The sequence below is a fragment of the Simplicispira piscis genome (genome assembly GCF_054783455.1).
This window is the reverse complement of the sequence record NZ_BAAGQN010000007.1, coordinates 228,567-245,370: the sequence shown is the minus strand read 5'-3', so window position 1 is coordinate 245,370 and position 16,804 is coordinate 228,567. Positions and strand designations below refer to the sequence as shown.

The following is a 16,804-nucleotide window of genomic DNA, read 5'->3' as shown; positions in this document are numbered from 1 at the left end:
ATATATTATTTATATTTGATCAGGCGCCGAAAACTAATCGGCTTCAACATGAGATGCGGCATGAATTTCACATTCTGAACGCATCAGCATTTCATAGGCATCGACAATGTGGTTCCAAGTGTAATGCTCCGCCACAATTCGGCGCGCACGACCACTGCGTTGCTGTTGCTCCGCCGCAGCGTGGTTCACCCGCTGATCCAGGTACTGCGCAAGCTCCTCTGGGGAGCGGAAATAGTCTGCAGCATCGCGAGCAACCTCCCGATTGAACGGGTTGTCATGTGCAATGACCCAGTTACCGCACGCCAACGCTTCCAGTAACGAGGGGTTCGTGCCACCCACTGAATGGCCGTGCAGGTAGCAAGCCGCATGCACCCTCAGGCTCTTGAGTTGGTCGGCATCGTAAATACCACCAATAAAAACGACTTTGTGACTGGCCATCTTTAGCAGCTGGCGTTGATAGGTGTTCGCACCACTCACGTTTCCTACAACCACGAGTGGCCAATCGCCCCCGTGTTTCAAATATCCTTGGATAATTTCCAGTACATGGTTTTCTGGCTCAGGGCGCGCCACCACCAAAAAATAGCGTTGCGGCTGCAAAGCCCACGCTGACAGTATGGAAGGGTCTGTTTCGGCCACGCGCACCTCGTCAGCCCCGTAGGCAATAAAGCTGCACGGCGCCCCGGAAGGATAGGTTTTGCGAAACCGATCCGCTATCGCCTGGGCATCGGCAATGACACGTGTCGCAACCCAGCTCGATGTCCACTCCATGCAGCGCAAATAGACACGCGCTCCGGCGCCCCATTTACTGCGCGCCCACTCCAGGCCATCCACATTAATCCACACTGGCGAACCAAAGAGCCGGGGTAGCCAGCAGGCCCATGCGGCCCCATATCCCAACATGTACACCAGGTCGTACCCTCGGCGCGCATCCCACAGACAAGCGACATCAAACGCCAGCGTCGAGGCGGCTCCCCAACGGGGGCGCCTTTTGTAACGAATCCTGACGCCTTGATAGCAACCGTCCTCTGCAGGCGCCCCAGTGCCCTCTGCGTAGACAGTCACTTCGTGCCCACGAGCCACAAGGCGCGTCGAAAGCTGTTCAGCGAATGTCTCAAAGCCCCCGTAATTGGCCGGAATACCTTTTGTGCCGAGGATAGCAACGCGCAAGGTACCCGTCGGCTGATTCCTGTCGGGTATGGCGTGGGAAGACGCCTCCCTCAAAGGTCTGCCTCAGCAAACCAGCGCCCGGCTTGGTCTTTGGCCGACAGCTGTTTGTCACCCCCCGTATCAGGCCAGACGATGGCAAGCTGGGGGTCGTCCCAACGTATGCAACGCTCATGTTGCGGACTGTAGTAATCGGTCGTTTTGTAAAGAAAATCCGCCGTCTCAGACACTACAAGAAAGCCGTGGGCCAATCCTGGAGGAATCCAGAGTTGCTTGTGATCGTCCTCCGTCAATTCCACGCCAACCCATCGACCAAAGGTGGGCGAGTTTTTGCGAATATCGACGACCACGTCAAAAACAGCACCCTGCACCACCCGCACCAGCTTGCCCTGGGGCTGCTGAATCTGGTAATGCAGGCCACGCAGCACGCCTTTGCTGCTGCGGCTGTGGTTGTCCTGCACAAACTGGTGGTCGGTGCCCGTAGCGTCGTTAAAGGCGCGCTGGTTGAAACTCTCAAAGAAAAATCCGCGGGCGTCACCGAACACCTTGGGTTCGATCAGCATGACGTCGGGGATGGCGAGGCGGGTGGCTTGCATGGCGGGGTTCAGTAAATTTTTTCCTGGAGCAAGCGCAGCAGATACTGGCCATAGCCATTTTTGGACAAGGGCTGCGCCAGCCGCTGGAGTTGCTCGCTGTCGATCCACTGCCCGCGCCACGCGATTTCTTCAGGGCAGGCGATCTTGAGGCCCTGGCGGTGCTCCAGCGTGGCAATGAACTGACTGGCTTCGAGCAGGCTTTCGTGCGTGCCGGTGTCCAGCCAGGCATAGCCTCGCCCCATGATTTCGACATGGAGTTGTGCCTGATCCAGATACAAACGATTCAGGTCGGTAATTTCCAACTCGCCACGGGGAGAAGGCTTGAGGCCCTTGGCCAGCTCCACGACCTGGTTGTCATAGAAATACAGACCGGTCACCGCATAGTTGGATTTAGGCGACACCGGCTTTTCTTCGAGAGAAAGCACCCGGCCCTGGGCGTCAAACTCGGCCACGCCATAGCGTTCGGGGTCGTGCACATGGTAGGCAAAAACGCTGGCACCCTCGGAGCGTGCCGCGGCACTGCCGAGCAGCTCATGGAAGTCATGGCCATGAAAGAGGTTGTCACCCAACACCAGTGCGCAGGGCGAATCGCCCAGGAACTGCTCGCCAATGATGAAGGCCTGCGCCAGACCGTCCGGGCTCGGTTGCACAGCGTATTGCAAGTTGATGCCCCACTGGCTGCCGTCGCCCAGCAACTGTTCGAAACGCGGCGTGTCCTGCGGCGTGCTGATGACCAGGATGTCGCGGATGCCCGCCAGCATGAGGGTGCTCAGCGGGTAGTAGATCATGGGCTTGTCGTACACCGGCAGCAATTGCTTGCTGATGGCCAGCGTGGCCGGATGCAGGCGGGTGCCGGAACCCCCGGCGAGGATGATGCCCTTGCGGGCCGCTGTGTGTGCGGTCATGGTCTGTGCGTCAAAGGATTTCGGTGAGCATGCGCGCCACACCGTCGCGCCAGTGCGGCAGCCGCAGGCCAAAGGTGGCTTGCAGGCGGCGGGTGTCCAGGCGCGAATTGTGCGGTCGCACGGCAGGCGTGGGGAAGGCGCTGGTGGGCACAGGCGCCACTTCAGTCGCTTTTAATTTGATAGCTGGTTGCGTTTGTGTAGCAAGCGTTAGAACCTCTTTTGCATACAAATTCCAGTTGGTCTCGCCTGCCGCCACGCAATGGTACAGGCCGCCGTCCTGGGGGTGCTGCGCCAGGTGCCGAATGGCGTGGGCCGTGACGTCGGCCAGCAGGTCGGCGCCTGTGGGGGCGCCCCACTGGTCGTCGATGACAGTCAGGCGGTCGCGCTCCTGCGCCAGTCGCAGCATGGTCTTGGCGAAGTTACCGCCGCGTGCCGCATAGACCCAGCTGGTGCGCAGAATCAGGTGCCTGGCGCCGGACTGCTGGATCAGTTGCTCCCCTTCGAGCTTGGTGCGGCCATAGCAACTCAGCGGCGCGGGTGTGTCAGTTTCCAGCCAGGGGCGGGTGCCGCTGCCGTCAAACACGTAATCGGTGCTGTAGTGCACCAACCAGGCGCCCAGGCGGGCGGCCTCCTCGGCCAGCACGCCGGGCGTGGTGGCGTTGAGCAGGCGTGCGAGATCGGGCTCGCTCTCGGCCTTGTCCACGGCGGTGTGCGCTGCGGCATTGACGATGACGTCCGGGCGCAGGGCACGCACGGTGTCGGCAACCCCGGCAGGGTTGGAAAAATCACCGCAGTGTTCCTGGCTGTCAAAGTCGAGTGCGGTGACATCGCCCAGCACAGCCAGGCTGCGCTGCAATTCCCAGCCAACCTGACCACCCTTGCCCAGGAGCAGGATGTTCATGCAGCTTCGCCTTCGTACTGCTTGGCGACCCACTCGCGGTAGGCGCCGCTTTGCACCTGCGCCACCCAATCCGCGTGATCCAGGTACCACTGCACGGTCTTGCGGATGCCGGTGTCAAAGGTCTCGGCGGGGCGCCAGCCCAGTTCGGCCTCGATCTTGCGGGCGTCGATGGCATAGCGCCGATCATGTCCGGGGCGGTCCTTCACGTAGGTGATCTGGGCGCGGTAGCTTTGGCCATCGGCGCGCGGGCGCAGTTCGTCGAGCAGAGCGCAGACCGTGTTCACGATGTCAATGTTGGCTTTTTCGTTCCAGCCGCCGACGTTATAGGTTTCGCCCAAGCGGCCCGCTTCGAGCACGCGGCGGATGGCGCTGCAGTGGTCGTTCACATACAGCCAGTCGCGGATCTGCATGCCGTCGCCGTACACCGGCAATGGCTTGCCCGCCAGCGCGTTGACGATCATCAGCGGGATCAGCTTCTCGGGGAAGTGGTAGGGCCCGTAGTTGTTGCTGCAGTTGGTGGTGAGCACCGGCAGGCCGTAGGTGTGGTGCCAGGCGCGCACCAAGTGGTCGCTGGCGGCCTTGCTGGCGCTGTAGGGGCTGTTGGGCTCGTAGTTGTGCTGTTCGGTGAAGGCAGGCGCATCAGGCGCCAGGGTGCCATACACCTCGTCGGTACTAACGTGCAGGAACCGGAATGCTTCTTTTTCGATAGCTGGAAGCGCTTGCCAGTATTGCCTTACAGCCTCCAAAAGCCTGAAACTCCCCACCACGTTGGTCTGGATGAAGTCTTCGGGGCCGTGGATGGAGCGGTCCACATGCGACTCGGCTGCAAAATTGACGATGGCACGCGGCCGGTGCTCGGCCAGCAAGCGCCCGACCAACGCGCTGTCACCAATATCGCCCTGCACGAAAACATGGCGCGCATCGCCTTGCACGCTGGCCAGGTTGTGCAGGTTGCCTGCGTAGGTCAACTTGTCGAGGTTGAGCACGGGCTCGCTGGAGCCGCCCAGCCAGTCGAGAACGAAATTGGCGCCAATGAAGCCGGCGCCGCCGGTGACAAGGATCATGGGATAAACCGATAGTTGTGCCCGCTGGCAAAGCCTCGGATTATCCCACTGCACCTTGTCGCCGTCAGTAACCGTTTACCCGCAAGCGCATCGCAGTATCAGAAGTGAATACCGCGCATCATCTGCTGCAAGGCCACCGCTTCGGCCGAGAGCTGCGGCTTGCCGCCTTTCTCGCCCTTGGCTGCGGTCGAATCCGGGAACATGCGGAAGCTGGCGTTCATGCCGATCTGGGCCACGCGCGGCACCAGCGCGTGCATGACCTGCCCCAGAATGCCCAGGCGCGTGGCAATGTTCACTGGCTTGAAGATACAGGCCTGCGCGATCATGTCGGCGGCCTCCTCAGGCGCCAGTGTGGGCACGTTGTTGTAGATCTGGGTGGGCGCGATCATGGGCGTGCGCACCAGCGGCATGTTGATGGTGGTGAACGTGACGCCCTGATCGGCAAACTCGCTCGATGCGCAGCGCGTCCAGGCATCCAGCGCTGCCTTGCTGGCCACGTAGGCTGAAAAGCGCGGTGCGTTGGTCAAGACCCCAATGGAGCTGATATTGACGACATGGCCCTTGCGCTTTTCCACCATGCCCGGCAGCAGGCCCATGGTCACGCGCAGGCAACCAAAATAGTTGAGCTGCATGGTGCGCTCGTAGTCGTGGAAGCGGTCGTAGCTCGATTCAATGGCACGGCGGATGGAGCGACCCGCGTTGTTGATGAGGAAATCCACGCCGCCATGGTCTGCGATGAGCTGCTGCACGAAACGATCGCAGTCCTGCATGTCAGCAATGTCTGCGGCATAGGCGATAAAGGCATACCCTTTGGCCTTGGCCTCTTTGCAGGCTTCGTCGAGTTTGGTCTGGTCACGCCCACAGATCAGGGTGATGGCGCCCGCTTCGGCAAACTTGTGCGCAGCAGCGAGGCCAATACCCGACGAACCGCCCGTTACCAACACCACCTTGCCCGCCACCGTGCCCTTGAGCGTACGGTCGATGAACAGTTCGGGGTCAAGGTGTCGCTCCCAATAGTCCCAGATGCGCCAGGCGTAGTTTTTGAGGTTGGGGCACTCCACGCCCGAGCCTTTGAGCGCCGCAAGCGTCTCGCGGCAATCAAAGCGCGTGGGGTAGTTCACAAAGGTGAGCATGTCCTCGGGCAAGCCCAGGTCCTTGAGCACGGCGTTGCGCACGCGGCGCACCGGGGCAATGGCCATCAGGCTTTTTTTGATGCCCTTGGGGATGAAACCCAGCAGCGCTGCATTGACAAACAGGTTCATGCGCGGCGCATGCGCAGCGCGGCTGAAGATGTCGAGCACATCGCCCACGCGGTAGCCCACCGGGTCCACCAGATGGAAACACTTTTTGCCAATGGCCTTCTGGTGGCTGATGACGTTGATGGCGTTGACCACGAAGTCCACTGGCACGATATTGATGCGCCCCCCTTCCAGGCCCACCGCGGGCATCCAGGGGGGCAGCAACTGGCGCATGCGCTGAATCAGCTTGAAGAAATAATAGGGACCGTCGATCTTGTCCATCTCGCCGGTCTCGCTGTCGCCCACCACCATGGCGGGGCGATACACCGTCCAGGGCATCTTGCAGTCCTGGCGCACAATTTTTTCGCTCTCGTGCTTGGTGAGGAAATACGGGTGGTCCAGCCCTTCAGCCTCTTCGAACATGTCCTCGCGGAATACGCCTTCGTACAGACCCGCAGCCGCAATGGAGGACACATGGTGGAAATGCCCGGCATCGATGGCTTTGGCGAATTCCACCGTGTTGCGCGTGCCCTCGATGTTCACGGCCGCCTGGCTCTCGGCATCGGCCGACAGGTCGTACACGGCAGCGAGATGGTGGAAATGGTCGATCTGGCCCTTGAGCTTCTTCACATCCTCGGCAGAAACGCCGAGCTTGCGGGATGTCAGGTCACCAAACACCGGCACCGCGCGGGCGGCGCTCACGCCCCAGTAGCTGCGCAGTTCGGCCACTTTACCGGCACTTTCCTTGCGCAGCAGGAAATACACCACGCTGCCCTTGCGCTCCAGGAGTTTTTTAACCAGCCGCTTGCCAATAAACCCTGTGGCACCTGTCACGAAATACTGCATGTTGAAAACTCCTGTTGATGGCTTTGATCATTCTTGCCTAAGCACACGCCCTCGGGCTTTAGCAAAAACCCGCGCCGATGCTACCGGCACGGCGCCCAGCTAGACGGCACGCTCTACGTTTTTAGGAGTGCGCGCCTACACGGCGGGCAGCGCAGCGCGTAAAGTTCTCTTCATGCCAGCAGCAGATCGCTCAGGCAAACACATCAACCCTTTCTACCGGAGGCCACATGGTCAAGAAACTGCAAAAACTCAGCAACGAAAAAAAGAAAACGGGCGCCCAGTTGTCGAACACCGTCAAGGACTCTGCCCAGCAAATCTGGCTGGCCGGCTTGGGGGCATTTTCCAAGGCCCAGGAAGAAGGCGGCAAAGTGTTTGAAGCCTTGGTGAAGGAAGGCTTGTCCATCCAACGCAAGACCCAGGCCGTGGCCGAGGAAAAGATTTCGGAAGCGACCAGCCGCGTTTCCAGCATGGCCAGCGACATTGGTTCACGCGCCGCAGGCCAGTGGGACAAGCTGGAAAACATTTTCGAAGACCGTGTTGCCACCGCCCTGACCAAGCTGGGCGTGCCGTCGTCACGCGACCTGGATGTGCTCAACGCCCGCATCGACGCACTGGCCAAGAGCCTGGGCAAGGCCCCTCCTGTGGTGAAGGCCGCACCCGCCAAGGCTGCGGTCAAGCCCGCGGCCAAGCCTGCTGCAAAGCCTGTGGCCAAGAAGGCTGCAGCCAAGCCTGCCGCAAAACCAGCAGCCAAGAAGGTGGCTGTCAAGTCCGCTGCAGCCAAACCGGCCGCAAAGCCAGCGGCCAAAAAATCGGTCGCCAAGGCCCGGACCCCCTTCCCCAAGGTCGCCCCCCGCAGCACCGACGCAGCACCCGCCGCTGACGGCGCCGCCAGCGCAGCCTGATTTCCGAACGGCATGACGCAGGGGCTTGCGCCCTTGCGCACAACGGCTGTCACACCGGTGGTGTGACAGCCGTTGTGCATTCAGTGCCCACAAAATGACGCGGTGCAGCATTTATACCCCCCTGAAAACGTCGGTTAGAGTAGCTACAAACACACATTCCAATCGATGCATGAGGGCCAGCACACATGGTGAAAAAAGCGCCGCGCCGCACCGCTGAACGCATACTGGAAGTCACGCTCGAACTGTTCAACCGGTTTGGCGAGCCCAATGTCTCGACCACCCTGATTTCCGCTGAACTGCGCATCAGCCCAGGCAATCTTTACTACCACTACCCAGCCAAGGACGAGCTCATCAATGCGCTGTTCGACCGCTACGAACGTGCACTCACCGAACTGCTCGGCGCCAGCAGCAGCGTGCGCAACGTTGAGGATGCATGGTTCTTCATGCACACGCTGTTTGAGCTGATCTGGCAATACCGCTTTCTTTACCGCGACCTCAACGATCTTCTGTCCAAGAACCGTCGGCTGGAGATGCATTTCCAGACAGTGCTGCAGAACAAGACGCACGCCGTGCGCACCCTGCTCGACGGCATGCAGCGCGCAGGTGCCCTGCAAATCGATTCGCGCGAAATCGAACCCACCGCCACCAGCATGGTCGTGGTACTGACCTACTGGCTGAGCTTTGAATACGTACGCGACCCCCGCCGCGCGCTCGAACCCGAAAGCGCCCAGGCTGCCTTGCTGCGCGGCGCACACCATGTGCTGAACCTGCTCATGCCCTACCTCGAACCCGGCCAGCGCGCACACCTGCTGCAGCTGGCCACGGCCTACCGGCCCGATGCCTGAACCCGTTCAGGACACCCCATACCAACGGAGACACACATGGCGAAATGGACCCCCTTTCCCCACGCGGGCGACTACAGCTTCGACGCTGCCAGCCTGAAAAAACACTGGGCACGCCTGCATGCCGGCGATGGCGAACCCTTGCCCAAAGATGCCGCTGTCCTGCAGGCCTGGGTGCATTTCCACAATGGCGACTTCCAGAAGGCGGCCGAAGCAGGCCTGGAGGCTGGGGGAGCGGGCACTACCGCCGCCAACAAGGCCACAGCCATTTACGCCACCTACCTGGAAAAGAAGGAAAAGACCCGTCTGGACCTTTATCTGCAGGTGGCCGAGCAGGCAGAGGCGCAAGCCGCCGAAGACCCGAAGAACGCCAATGCCTGGTACTGGCACGCCTATGCGCTGGGCCGCTACAGCCAAGGCATCAGCGTGGCCAAGGCGCTGGCCCAGGGGCTGGGCGGCAAGATCAAGGAGTCACTGGAAAAAGCCATCGCCCTCTCGCCCAAACATGCGGACGCCCGCATCGCGCTGGGGGCCTTCCATGCCGAAGTGATCGACAAGGTGGGCTCGCTGATCGGCGGCATGACCTATGGCGCCAAGAAGGACACCGGTCTCAAGCTGTTCCAGGAGGCCCTCAAACTCAACCCGGGCTCGGCCATCGCCATGATCGAATACGCCAATGCACTGGTCATGCTCGAAGGCGACAAAAAAATGAAGGAAGCCACAGCACTGTATGAGCAGGCCGCCGCAAGCACACCCCTGGATGCTATGGAGCGCCTGGACGTGGACATGGCACAGGCAGAGCTGGAAGAGTAATTCTGTTTCCAAATCATTCGTGTCTAGGCGCGAAGCCGCAGACAGTGCTGTAGCACGGCAAGGCGAAGCAACAACGACACGGATGATTTAGAAATGGAATAACCCCTGCGGCGGCCCCGTGAGCGGCCGACCGGACTAGGCTCCAAAGCGCTGCGAGGCGATGGTCAGCAGACCGTCAAAAATCAGGTTATCCACCAGCTCGAACGGCCTCGTCATGCTGGGCGCCATTTTCCAGCCGGCACCACCCGTCATGATGCAGGCGGGCTCAGCACCGCAGTGCGCCATGACATGCTGCACCATGCGCTCGACGGCCCCTGCAATGGCATAGGTTCCGCCGCTCGTCAGCGCATCGCTGGTATTGGTGGGGAACAACCGCACCTCCCCCGTCGGCACATGCAAGCCAGCCGTGCCAGACTCCAGCGCGCGCAGCATGATGCCGTGGCCCGGCAGAATCAGGCCCCCCAGAAACCGCCCCTGCGCGTCGATGGCCTCCACCGTGACCGCAGTGCCCACCATCACCACCACCAAGGGCCGCGCAGGACCTTGCGCCAGCATGTGGTGGCGCGCACCGATCATGGCCACCCACCGGTCGCAACCCAGGCGCGTGGGGTGGTCATAGCCATTGATCAACCCTGCTTCCTGGGCCGAGGACACGACCCACTGCGGTGCCACGTCCCACAACTCCATCTGCTCTTCGACACGGCGCTTGACGGCATCACCCGCCACCACACAGCCCAGCATGCGCGACGGCGTCGGCAGACGCGCCCAGGCGGTATCGGAAAGACGGTCGATATGGTCCAGAAACTCTGCGCCCTGCGCCAGCAAAGAGGCTCCCGGGCGGGGCGCCTCGTACAGCGCCCACTTCAGGCGGGTGTTGCCCACATCAATGGCCATGAATGTCATCCAAGGCATTATCCAGAGTTTTCATGTGCCTGCCGTCACTCTTGCGCCATTGTCTGACGACGAAAAACTCTGCACGCCGTTAGAGTAGACTCGTTTTACACACCACAATCAGGAGGTTCGACATGGGTCTTTTCAGCTTTATCAAAGAAGCCGGCGAAAAACTGTTTGGCGGCAAGGAAGTCGAGGCGGCGGTGGTCAGCGCAGCCAGCAACCCGGCTGCAAAGCCCTCACTGGACGAACTCAACGCCAAGGCGTCACGCGCCATTGAGGCCTACATTGACACCCAGAAACTGGGCGTGGAAGCGGTTCAGGTTGCCTTCGATGGAGCCACTGGTACCGTAACGGTTCAAGGCCAGGCCCCCACCCAAGAGGCACTGGAAAAGGTCACCCTGTGCTGCGGCAATGTGGCCAGTGTCAAAGAAGTGCACAACCTCATGGCTGTCGCCACCCCCGCACCCGAAGCGCAATACCACGACGTGGTGCGTGGCGACACGCTCTCGGCCATTGCGAAAAAATACTACGGCGACGCCAACAAATATCCGCGCATCTTTGAAGCCAACCGTCCGATGCTGTCGCACCCGGACAAAATCTACCCCGGCCAAAAACTGCGCATTCCAGCGCTGTAAGCCTCGCCTGGCTGCTTTTAGGCAATGCTGAACAAGTCCCTCACGCGCTGCGCATCCGTACCTCGGGCGGTCTGCGGCGTTGCAAATCCTGGCCATAGCTGCGGTTTGCGCCTTGCATCCCATCCCGATGCATGGCGCGCATCATCGCGGTGACTTGTTCAGCATCGCCTTAACCCTGCCGCCAGGGCAGGCCGTGAAAACGCCAACCGCCCCGCAAACCGCGCTGTGCCTGCTGGTTGGGATCGCCCTCGAAGCCTTCCAGCACATTCCAGGCTTCTAACCCCAGAGCAGTGGCGCGCTGTGCCGCGGCAATAGAACGCACGCCGCTGCGGCACAGCAGCACAGCTTTTCGGCCTGTCGGCACGGCCGAGCGAATCTGTTCGTCGAACTCCGCATTCATCAGCATGCCGGGCCATTGCTTCCAGGCCACGGCCACGGCGCCCGGCACCTCTCCTACCCATGCGCGCTCGGCATCGCTGCGCACATCGATCAGTACGGCATCGCCCGCCTGCACCCACTGCCAGGCCAGCACAGGGTGCACATCCCCCGCATAACCCCGATCGCTGCGCAACACCGGTTGGTCTGTAGCTCCCGCATCATGGCGCAGGCCCGAGCTGCGGTTCGCAGGCACCGCCTCGCCCATGCGCTCGGGCGCAGGCAGGTGCAGCCCCTCCATCAGCGCGACAAACTCGGCCTCACTGCGCCCGGCTATGCGGGCATTGCCAGCCTTTTCAGCGCCGATACTCGAATGGCTGCGCCCGTGATAGTCATGCCCCGGCCACACGGTGGTCTCGGGCGGCAAGGCGAACAGCACTTGGGTGATGCTGTGGTAAAGCTCCCGGGCGCTGCCCGACTGGAAGTCGGTGCGACCACAGCTGTTGATGAGCAGCGCATCCCCCGTGAACACCTGACCGCGCCACAGGTACGACATGCTGCCCGCCGTGTGGCCAGGCGTGGCCAGTGCGTACAGGCTCTCCCCCCCAAAGGCCAGCACATCACCGTCGGCCAGCTGCGCACCGGCCGTGCCAATGCCGCAGCCTGCGGGGGCCGCCGTGCGTGCACCCGTGTGCTCGGCCAGCAGGCCAGCGCTGGTGATGTGGTCGGCATGGTTGTGGGTTTCCACCGTCCAGCGCAAGGCCAGGCCCTGTGCTTGCAACACAGCCAGGTCACGCTCGAGCTGGGCATCCACCGGGTCGATGATGAGCGCCTCGCGTGTGGCGCGGTCGTGCAGGATGTAGGTGTAGGTACTGGAGGCCGGGTCAAAAAGCTGCAGAGGAATCATCGTCTTTCAGTCCTGTTTTTGATGAAAAGTGCCGCAAATGACCTATATACAAGCGTAATCAGCTACTTATTCAATAGCAAATCAATCCCACTGGGGCGCCGGTTCATCTTGCAGGTGGCGGCGCAGTTGCGCGTAGTCGGGCACCACCGTGCGCACCGTATCCCAGAAGCGGGGGCTGTGGTCCATCACGCGCAGGTGCGCCAGTTCGTGGGCAACCACGTAGTCGATCACCGCCGGCGGGTAGTGCAGCAGGCGCCAGTTGAGACAGATGGAGCCGTCTGCACGGGCGCTGCCCCAGCGCGTTTGGGCACTGGACAGGCGCAGCCGGGTCCAGCGCACCTGCAGCAGCGGCGCAAAGTGGTCCAGTCGCCCGAGGAAGTACCGGCGGGCATCGCGCATCAGCCAAGCCTGCACGGCATCGCGGATCTGCCCGGGCTGTGCTGCGCCGGGCAGGCCAATGTGCAGTTGCCGCGCGGCCACTCCTTCCTCCCTATCACGCAAGGTACCGGCGGCGCTATGCCCCGGGTCCAGCAGCACCCGCAGGGGGGCGCCCAGGTACGGCAGCAAGGTACCGTCGCGCCAGTCGATCCGCGCGTGTTCCAGCCGCCGCTGGCGCTCTTGCGCCTCGCCCAGCTTGCGCAGGATCCAGCCCGACTTCTCGCGCAGCGCAGCGTCCACCGCCGCCAGCGTGGCCCAGGTGGGCGCCCGTACCGACAGGCCATCGGCCCCGACAGTAAAGCCAATGCTGCGCCGACGCGCACGCTGCAGGGCATAGGCCACTACGGCATCGCCCAGCAGCACTTCGCGGGTGGCCTGCGGGTGGCGAAAATGCGTCGGCACCAGTATGTCTTGCAGGGGTGTCGCCTGTTCTTGCGGCTTCTGAACTATCAAATCAGGAGCTGCCAGCGCAATCCCATCAATCGCTGGGGCTGTTTTTTCTTGGGAACGGAGTGGCGCCGAGGTGCCAAAAAGGTCCAGCGCCAGTTGCACAAAGCTCTGTGCCATACGGGGCCTTGTGCGTCAGGCCGGGGGCAAGGCGTCTGCCTTGTTCAGCAGGACTTCGGCAAACGCCGCCAGATCGGCATACACGCGCACCCCTTCAGGCCACCCGGCGGGCAAAGGCAGGCCTGGGGCCAGATGGGCGGATACGCCGGTGCACACCAAGTGCAGGCGGGCTCCCAGCGCGGCGCCTGCCTGCAAGTGCACCTGGCAGGCGCCTACCACATGCACGTCTTTGGCATCCACGCCGTAGCGGTCGCAGATTTGCTCCAACAGACCGGGCGCAGGCTTGCGACAGGTGCATTCCTCACTGGGTGCGTGCGGGCAATAGAACACTGCGTCGATACGCCCGCCGCTGGCCGCCAGCTGCTTATGCATCGCGGCGTGGATTGCGTTGAGCGTAGCCACGTCAAACAGTCCCCGTCCCAGCCCTGGCTGGTTGCTGGCCACCACCGCATGCCAGCCAGCACGGTTGAGCCGCGCAATCGCTTCCAGCGCCCCGGGCAGCGCATGCCAGTCTTCAGGAGAGGCAATGAACTCTTCGCCCCCCAGGGCATTGATGGTGCCGTCGCGGTCCAAGATGACGATTTTCATGCTGCCATTATCAAAGATTCGGTACGGCGGCGTCGGTCTCGGCAGGAGCCAGGGGCACGCCCACCGCGCGCCATCCCGTGACAAAGCGGCCACTGCTGCGTCCACGCGACCACTGCAAGGTCAAACGCATACCGGGCTGCCACTGCGCGGCCTGGGGGTCGTCCAGCACCAGTTGCTGCACGGGCTCCAACCCCTCCACGCGCAGCAGCAGCTCCGTGCCGCCCAGGGAATGCAGATTGGGCATGCGGGGGCGACTGCCCAGCACCTCGGCCTGCACTGGCTCCAATGGCTCCAGACCTTGCAGATCCGCGTTCCGCCATAGCAGCGCAGCGCCGCCCACCACCCACAACGCGATCCAGGCCCACAGCAGCGCCTGGCGAACCCGGTGTCCACCGACGCGGCGCACACCCCCATACACACACAGGCCCAGCAGCAGCAGACCGGCCAGCGCCCACCCCAGGGGAGCCAGGAGTTGCAGCGGCGTAGCGTCCAGTGCGATCGGCGTGAGCGGCAGCGCCGTCGTTGGCGTACCCCGCTCGCTCTGCCACTGCAGCAGCCAGCGCAGCCCCGCGAGCACAGCGGGCGGGGCAAACAGCAACCAAGCCGTGCGCTGCCCTGCCGATGGGGCCACAGCTATCGGCGAGTGGTCGTCCATGGGCACTTGGAAACAGCGGCCCAACCGAACTCAGGCGACCAGGCGCGACAGATCGGCCACGCGGTTCATGGCGTCGTGCAGGCTTTTGAGCAGGCCCTGGCGGTTCAGGCGCAGGTCCATCTGTTCGGCGTTGACCATCACATCGTCAAAGAACGCGTCCACCGGGGCGCGCAGCACGGCCAGGGTTTGCAGGCTGGCGGTGTAGTCGCCCGCGTCGAACTGGGCATTGGCCTCGGGCACAAAGCGCTGCAGCGCGGCGTACAGGTCCTGCTCGGCTTTTTCCTGCAGCAGGTCGGGGTTCACATGGGCATCCACAGCGCCTTCGACCTCGGCCTTTTTGAGGATGTTGCCTACGCGCTTGTTGGCTGCGGCCAGGGCCGGGCTTTCGGGCAAGGCGGCAAAGGCGCGCACTGCCGCCAGCTGCTTCTCGACCAGGGCCAGGCGCTGCGGGCGCAGGGCCAGCACGGCGTCCACTTCCTGGGCGCTGTAGCCTTGCTCGCGCAGGCTGCCGGCGAGGCGGTCGTAGGTGAAAGTTACCAAGAGAGACTTCGCTTCGGGATCGAAAACACGCTTTGCGAACGCCGCTCCGTGCATCACGAACCCTCCGCGTGACTCCTTCTTCTTTCTTTCAAGTTCAACCTCTTGTTCTTTAGTCCACCAAGCGAGCTGAAGCGCCTCGTCGTCGAGAACGCTATAGGCAATCTCAACCAAATCGGTAGTGTTAAGTGCCAAGTCTCTTTCGACCAGCATGCGGATCACGCCCAACGCATGGCGGCGCAGCGCGAACGGGTCGCGGTCGCCCGTGGGCAGGTTGCCGATGCCGAACATGCCCACCAGGGTCTCCAGCTTGTCGGCCAGGGCCACCACCACACCGGCGGTGTTGCGCGGCAGTGTGTCGCCCGCAAAGCGCGGCTTGTAGTGGTCTTCAATGGCGTGCGCCACAGTCTCGCCCAAGCCGTCGTTGAGGGCGTAGTAGCCACCCATGATGCCCTGCAGCTCAGGGAACTCGCCCACCATGTCGGTCACGAGGTCGGTCTTGGCCAGTTGCGCGGCCTTGTCAGCATCCGCAACCAAAGCAGCGTCGCCCAGTTGCGTGGCAATGGCTTTGGCAATGGCGCGCACGCGCTCCACGCGTTCGCCCTGGGTGCCCAGCTTGTTGTGATAGACCACTTTGCCCAGGCCCTCGACGCGCGAGGCCAGCGTTTTTTTGCGGTCCTGGTCGAAGAAGAACTTGGCGTCGGCCAGGCGTGGGCGCACCACGCGCTCATTGCCGCCGGTCACAAAGCTGGTGTCTTCGGGGCTGATGTTGCTGACCACCAGGAACTTGTTGGTCAGCTTGCCTGCGGCATCGATCAGCGGAAAGTACTTCTGGTTGGCCTTCATCGTGAGGATGAGGCATTCCTGCGGCACGCCCAGGAACTGCTCTTCAAACTGGCAGATGACCACGTTGGGCCGCTCGACCAGGGCCGTCACTTCGTCCAGCAGCGCTTCGTCTTCGATGGGGCGGGCGCCGTTGCCTACCTTGGCAGCGGCTGCGGCGAGCTGGCGGGCGATCTCGGCCTTGCGCTCGGCAAAGCTGGCGATCACGGCGCCGTCTTTTTGCAGCGTGGTGGCGTAGCTGTCGGCGTCCTTGAACACCACAGGCGACACGGCGGCTTCAAAGCGGTGGCCTTGTGTGCTGTTGCCTGCCGTCAGGCCCAGCGCCTTCACGGCCACCACGGTGCTGCCGTGCAGTGCGACCAGGCCGTGCGCAGGGCGCACAAAGTTCACGCTGGTCCAGCCGGGCAGCTCGCAGTCGGTTTCGAGCTGGTAGCTCATGACCTTGGGGATGGGGAGCTTGCCAATGGCTTCTTCCAGAGCCTTCTGCAAACCGGCCTGCAGGGTAGCGCCGGTCACCACGCTGTCGTAGAACAGCGCTTCAGCCTTGCCATCCTGGGCGCGCTTGAGCGCTGCAACAGCGGCAGCGGGGTTCGATACGTCAGCGCCCAGGGCCTGCAGCTTTTTCAACAGCGCAGGGGTGGCATTGCCGCTGCCGTCGAGACCCACGGTCACAGGCATGAGCTTTTGCTGCACGGACTTGTCAGCGGCCTGGGCGGCCACCGCCGTCACATGCGCAGCCAGGCGGCGGGGCGAGGCAAAGGGCGTGACCACCGAGGCGGCCGTCGCCAGGCCCAGGGCCTTGAGCTGGTCGCCCAGTACGGTGGCAAAGGCATCGCCCAGCTTTTGCAGCGCCTTGGGAGGCAGCTCTTCGACAAACAGTTCAACGAGGAGGTTTTGGGTAGTCATGTTGTCGGCTCTATTCCGTAATCCATTTGGCATCCGCTACGCAAGCGATGCATGAAAACTGGCACGCCCCATGCGCGAGCAGCCGCGCAAGGGCCGCCCCGCCGCGCTGGCTACGTCCCCCTGCCCGCATTGCGCAGCAATGCGAGAGCGGGGGGAAGGCGCGAAGCGGCTCAGGGGGGTGTTCCTTC

16 protein-coding genes and 1 pseudogene are annotated in these 16,804 nt (G+C 62.6%); 4 read left to right on the top strand and 13 right to left on the bottom strand.

From position 1 onward, the window contains the following. Positions 1–33 precede the first annotated feature (33 nt). The 6 genes from ACYVOC_RS04540 to ACYVOC_RS04515 form a co-directional block, all read right to left on the bottom strand. The gene (locus tag ACYVOC_RS04540) at positions 34–1,167 is read right to left on the bottom strand and encodes a DUF1972 domain-containing protein (protein WP_461160999.1); all 1,134 of its coding nucleotides are present in this window, start codon (positions 1,165–1,167) and stop codon (positions 34–36) included. 50 nt (positions 1,168–1,217) lie between these two features. After that, on the bottom strand, positions 1,218–1,760 hold the full coding sequence (gene rfbC, locus ACYVOC_RS04535) for a dTDP-4-dehydrorhamnose 3,5-epimerase (RefSeq protein ID WP_461160998.1): 543 nt from the start codon (positions 1,758–1,760) through the stop codon (positions 1,218–1,220). 8 nt (positions 1,761–1,768) lie between these two features. Further along, positions 1,769–2,665: a glucose-1-phosphate thymidylyltransferase RfbA gene (rfbA, locus tag ACYVOC_RS04530; protein ID WP_461160997.1), complete on the bottom strand. Its 897-nt coding sequence runs from the start codon at positions 2,663–2,665 to the stop codon at positions 1,769–1,771. A gap of 10 nt (positions 2,666–2,675) precedes the next feature. After that, entirely contained in the window at positions 2,676–3,566 is an 891-nt protein-coding gene (gene rfbD / locus ACYVOC_RS04525; RefSeq protein WP_461160996.1) for a dTDP-4-dehydrorhamnose reductase, read from the bottom strand. Continuing rightward, complete coding sequence (rfbB, locus tag ACYVOC_RS04520) at positions 3,563–4,630, bottom strand: dTDP-glucose 4,6-dehydratase (protein WP_461160995.1); 1,068 nt, start codon at positions 4,628–4,630, stop codon at positions 3,563–3,565. Before rfbB ends, rfbD begins: the two co-directional genes overlap by 4 nt. Positions 4,631–4,728: 98 nt before the next feature. Next, complete coding sequence (locus ACYVOC_RS04515; protein WP_461160994.1) at positions 4,729–6,714, bottom strand: SDR family oxidoreductase; 1,986 nt, start codon at positions 6,712–6,714, stop codon at positions 4,729–4,731. 227 nt (positions 6,715–6,941) lie between these two features. On the opposite strand from ACYVOC_RS04515, the gene ACYVOC_RS04510 reads away from it, so the two are divergent. The 3 genes from ACYVOC_RS04510 to ACYVOC_RS04500 all read left to right on the top strand — a co-directional run bounded on the left by ACYVOC_RS04510 (position 6,942) and on the right by ACYVOC_RS04500 (position 9,271). After that, entirely contained in the window at positions 6,942–7,616 is a 675-nt protein-coding gene (locus ACYVOC_RS04510; protein ID WP_461160993.1) for a phasin family protein, read from the top strand. Positions 7,617–7,801: 185 nt separating this feature from the next. Beyond that, positions 7,802–8,461 (top strand): TetR/AcrR family transcriptional regulator, encoded by a 660-nt coding sequence (locus tag ACYVOC_RS04505; RefSeq protein WP_116005881.1) that lies wholly within the window; start codon positions 7,802–7,804, stop codon positions 8,459–8,461. 36 nt (positions 8,462–8,497) lie between these two features. Further along, complete coding sequence (locus ACYVOC_RS04500; protein ID WP_461160992.1) at positions 8,498–9,271, top strand: tetratricopeptide repeat protein; 774 nt, start codon at positions 8,498–8,500, stop codon at positions 9,269–9,271. 135 nt (positions 9,272–9,406) lie between these two features. Here the strand turns inward: ACYVOC_RS04500 and ACYVOC_RS04495 are convergent, their stop codons facing one another. Further along, positions 9,407–10,174, bottom strand: a complete 768-nt coding sequence (locus ACYVOC_RS04495) for a type III pantothenate kinase (RefSeq protein ID WP_116005879.1) — start codon at positions 10,172–10,174, stop codon at positions 9,407–9,409. A gap of 122 nt (positions 10,175–10,296) precedes the next feature. Here ACYVOC_RS04495 and lysM point away from each other — a divergent pair, with 122 nt between their 5' ends. Then, positions 10,297–10,800 (top strand): peptidoglycan-binding protein LysM, encoded by a 504-nt coding sequence (gene lysM, locus ACYVOC_RS04490; protein WP_116005878.1) that lies wholly within the window; start codon positions 10,297–10,299, stop codon positions 10,798–10,800. A 169-nt stretch (positions 10,801–10,969) separates the two neighbouring features. On the opposite strand, the gene ACYVOC_RS04485 is transcribed toward lysM, so the two are convergent. The 6 genes and pseudogenes from ACYVOC_RS04485 to glyS form a co-directional block, all read right to left on the bottom strand. Continuing rightward, positions 10,970–11,443 carry a rhodanese-like domain-containing protein gene (locus ACYVOC_RS04485; protein ID WP_233521270.1) on the bottom strand — a complete coding sequence of 158 codons (474 nt, stop codon included), beginning with the start codon at positions 11,441–11,443 and terminating at the stop codon, positions 10,970–10,972. A 138-nt stretch (positions 11,444–11,581) separates the two neighbouring features. Beyond that, positions 11,582–12,082: pseudogene (locus ACYVOC_RS04480) on the bottom strand (MBL fold metallo-hydrolase); the annotation flags it as partial. Between the two features lie 81 nt (positions 12,083–12,163). Continuing rightward, positions 12,164–13,087, bottom strand: coding sequence for a M48 family metallopeptidase (locus tag ACYVOC_RS04475; protein ID WP_461160991.1), 924 nt, complete (start codon positions 13,085–13,087; stop codon positions 12,164–12,166). Between the two features lie 15 nt (positions 13,088–13,102). Next, positions 13,103–13,675, bottom strand: coding sequence for a D-glycero-beta-D-manno-heptose 1,7-bisphosphate 7-phosphatase (gene gmhB / locus ACYVOC_RS04470; protein WP_461160990.1), 573 nt, complete (start codon positions 13,673–13,675; stop codon positions 13,103–13,105). 10 nt (positions 13,676–13,685) lie between these two features. Then, complete coding sequence (locus ACYVOC_RS04465; protein WP_461160989.1) at positions 13,686–14,330, bottom strand: hypothetical protein; 645 nt, start codon at positions 14,328–14,330, stop codon at positions 13,686–13,688. Positions 14,331–14,360: 30 nt separating this feature from the next. After that, complete coding sequence (gene glyS / locus ACYVOC_RS04460; protein WP_461160988.1) at positions 14,361–16,616, bottom strand: glycine--tRNA ligase subunit beta; 2,256 nt, start codon at positions 16,614–16,616, stop codon at positions 14,361–14,363. Between the last annotated feature and the right edge of the window lie 188 nt (positions 16,617–16,804).

What these genes read in the sequence shown, in the direction of transcription:
- rfbC (WP_461160998.1), bottom strand. Translation starts at nt 1,760, where the DNA reads ATGCAAGCCACCCGCCTCGCCATCCCCGACGTCATGCTGATCGAACCC.
- rfbA (WP_461160997.1), bottom strand. Translation starts at nt 2,665, where the DNA reads ATGACCGCACACACAGCGGCCCGCAAGGGCATCATCCTCGCCGGGGGT.
- rfbD (WP_461160996.1), bottom strand. Translation starts at nt 3,566, where the DNA reads ATGAACATCCTGCTCCTGGGCAAGGGTGGTCAGGTTGGCTGGGAATTG.
- rfbB (WP_461160995.1), bottom strand. Translation starts at nt 4,630, where the DNA reads ATGATCCTTGTCACCGGCGGCGCCGGCTTCATTGGCGCCAATTTCGTT.
- ACYVOC_RS04515 (WP_461160994.1), bottom strand. Translation starts at nt 6,714, where the DNA reads ATGCAGTATTTCGTGACAGGTGCCACAGGGTTTATTGGCAAGCGGCTG.
- ACYVOC_RS04510 (WP_461160993.1), top strand. Translation starts at nt 6,942, where the DNA reads ATGGTCAAGAAACTGCAAAAACTCAGCAACGAAAAAAAGAAAACGGGC.
- ACYVOC_RS04505 (WP_116005881.1), top strand. Translation starts at nt 7,802, where the DNA reads ATGGTGAAAAAAGCGCCGCGCCGCACCGCTGAACGCATACTGGAAGTC.
- ACYVOC_RS04500 (WP_461160992.1), top strand. Translation starts at nt 8,498, where the DNA reads ATGGCGAAATGGACCCCCTTTCCCCACGCGGGCGACTACAGCTTCGAC.
- ACYVOC_RS04495 (WP_116005879.1), bottom strand. Translation starts at nt 10,174, where the DNA reads ATGACATTCATGGCCATTGATGTGGGCAACACCCGCCTGAAGTGGGCG.
- lysM (WP_116005878.1), top strand. Translation starts at nt 10,297, where the DNA reads ATGGGTCTTTTCAGCTTTATCAAAGAAGCCGGCGAAAAACTGTTTGGC.
- ACYVOC_RS04485 (WP_233521270.1), bottom strand. Translation starts at nt 11,443, where the DNA reads ATGGGCGAGGCGGTGCCTGCGAACCGCAGCTCGGGCCTGCGCCATGAT.
- ACYVOC_RS04475 (WP_461160991.1), bottom strand. Translation starts at nt 13,087, where the DNA reads ATGGCACAGAGCTTTGTGCAACTGGCGCTGGACCTTTTTGGCACCTCG.
- gmhB (WP_461160990.1), bottom strand. Translation starts at nt 13,675, where the DNA reads ATGAAAATCGTCATCTTGGACCGCGACGGCACCATCAATGCCCTGGGG.
- ACYVOC_RS04465 (WP_461160989.1), bottom strand. Translation starts at nt 14,330, where the DNA reads ATGGACGACCACTCGCCGATAGCTGTGGCCCCATCGGCAGGGCAGCGC.
- glyS (WP_461160988.1), bottom strand. Translation starts at nt 16,616, where the DNA reads ATGACTACCCAAAACCTCCTCGTTGAACTGTTTGTCGAAGAGCTGCCT.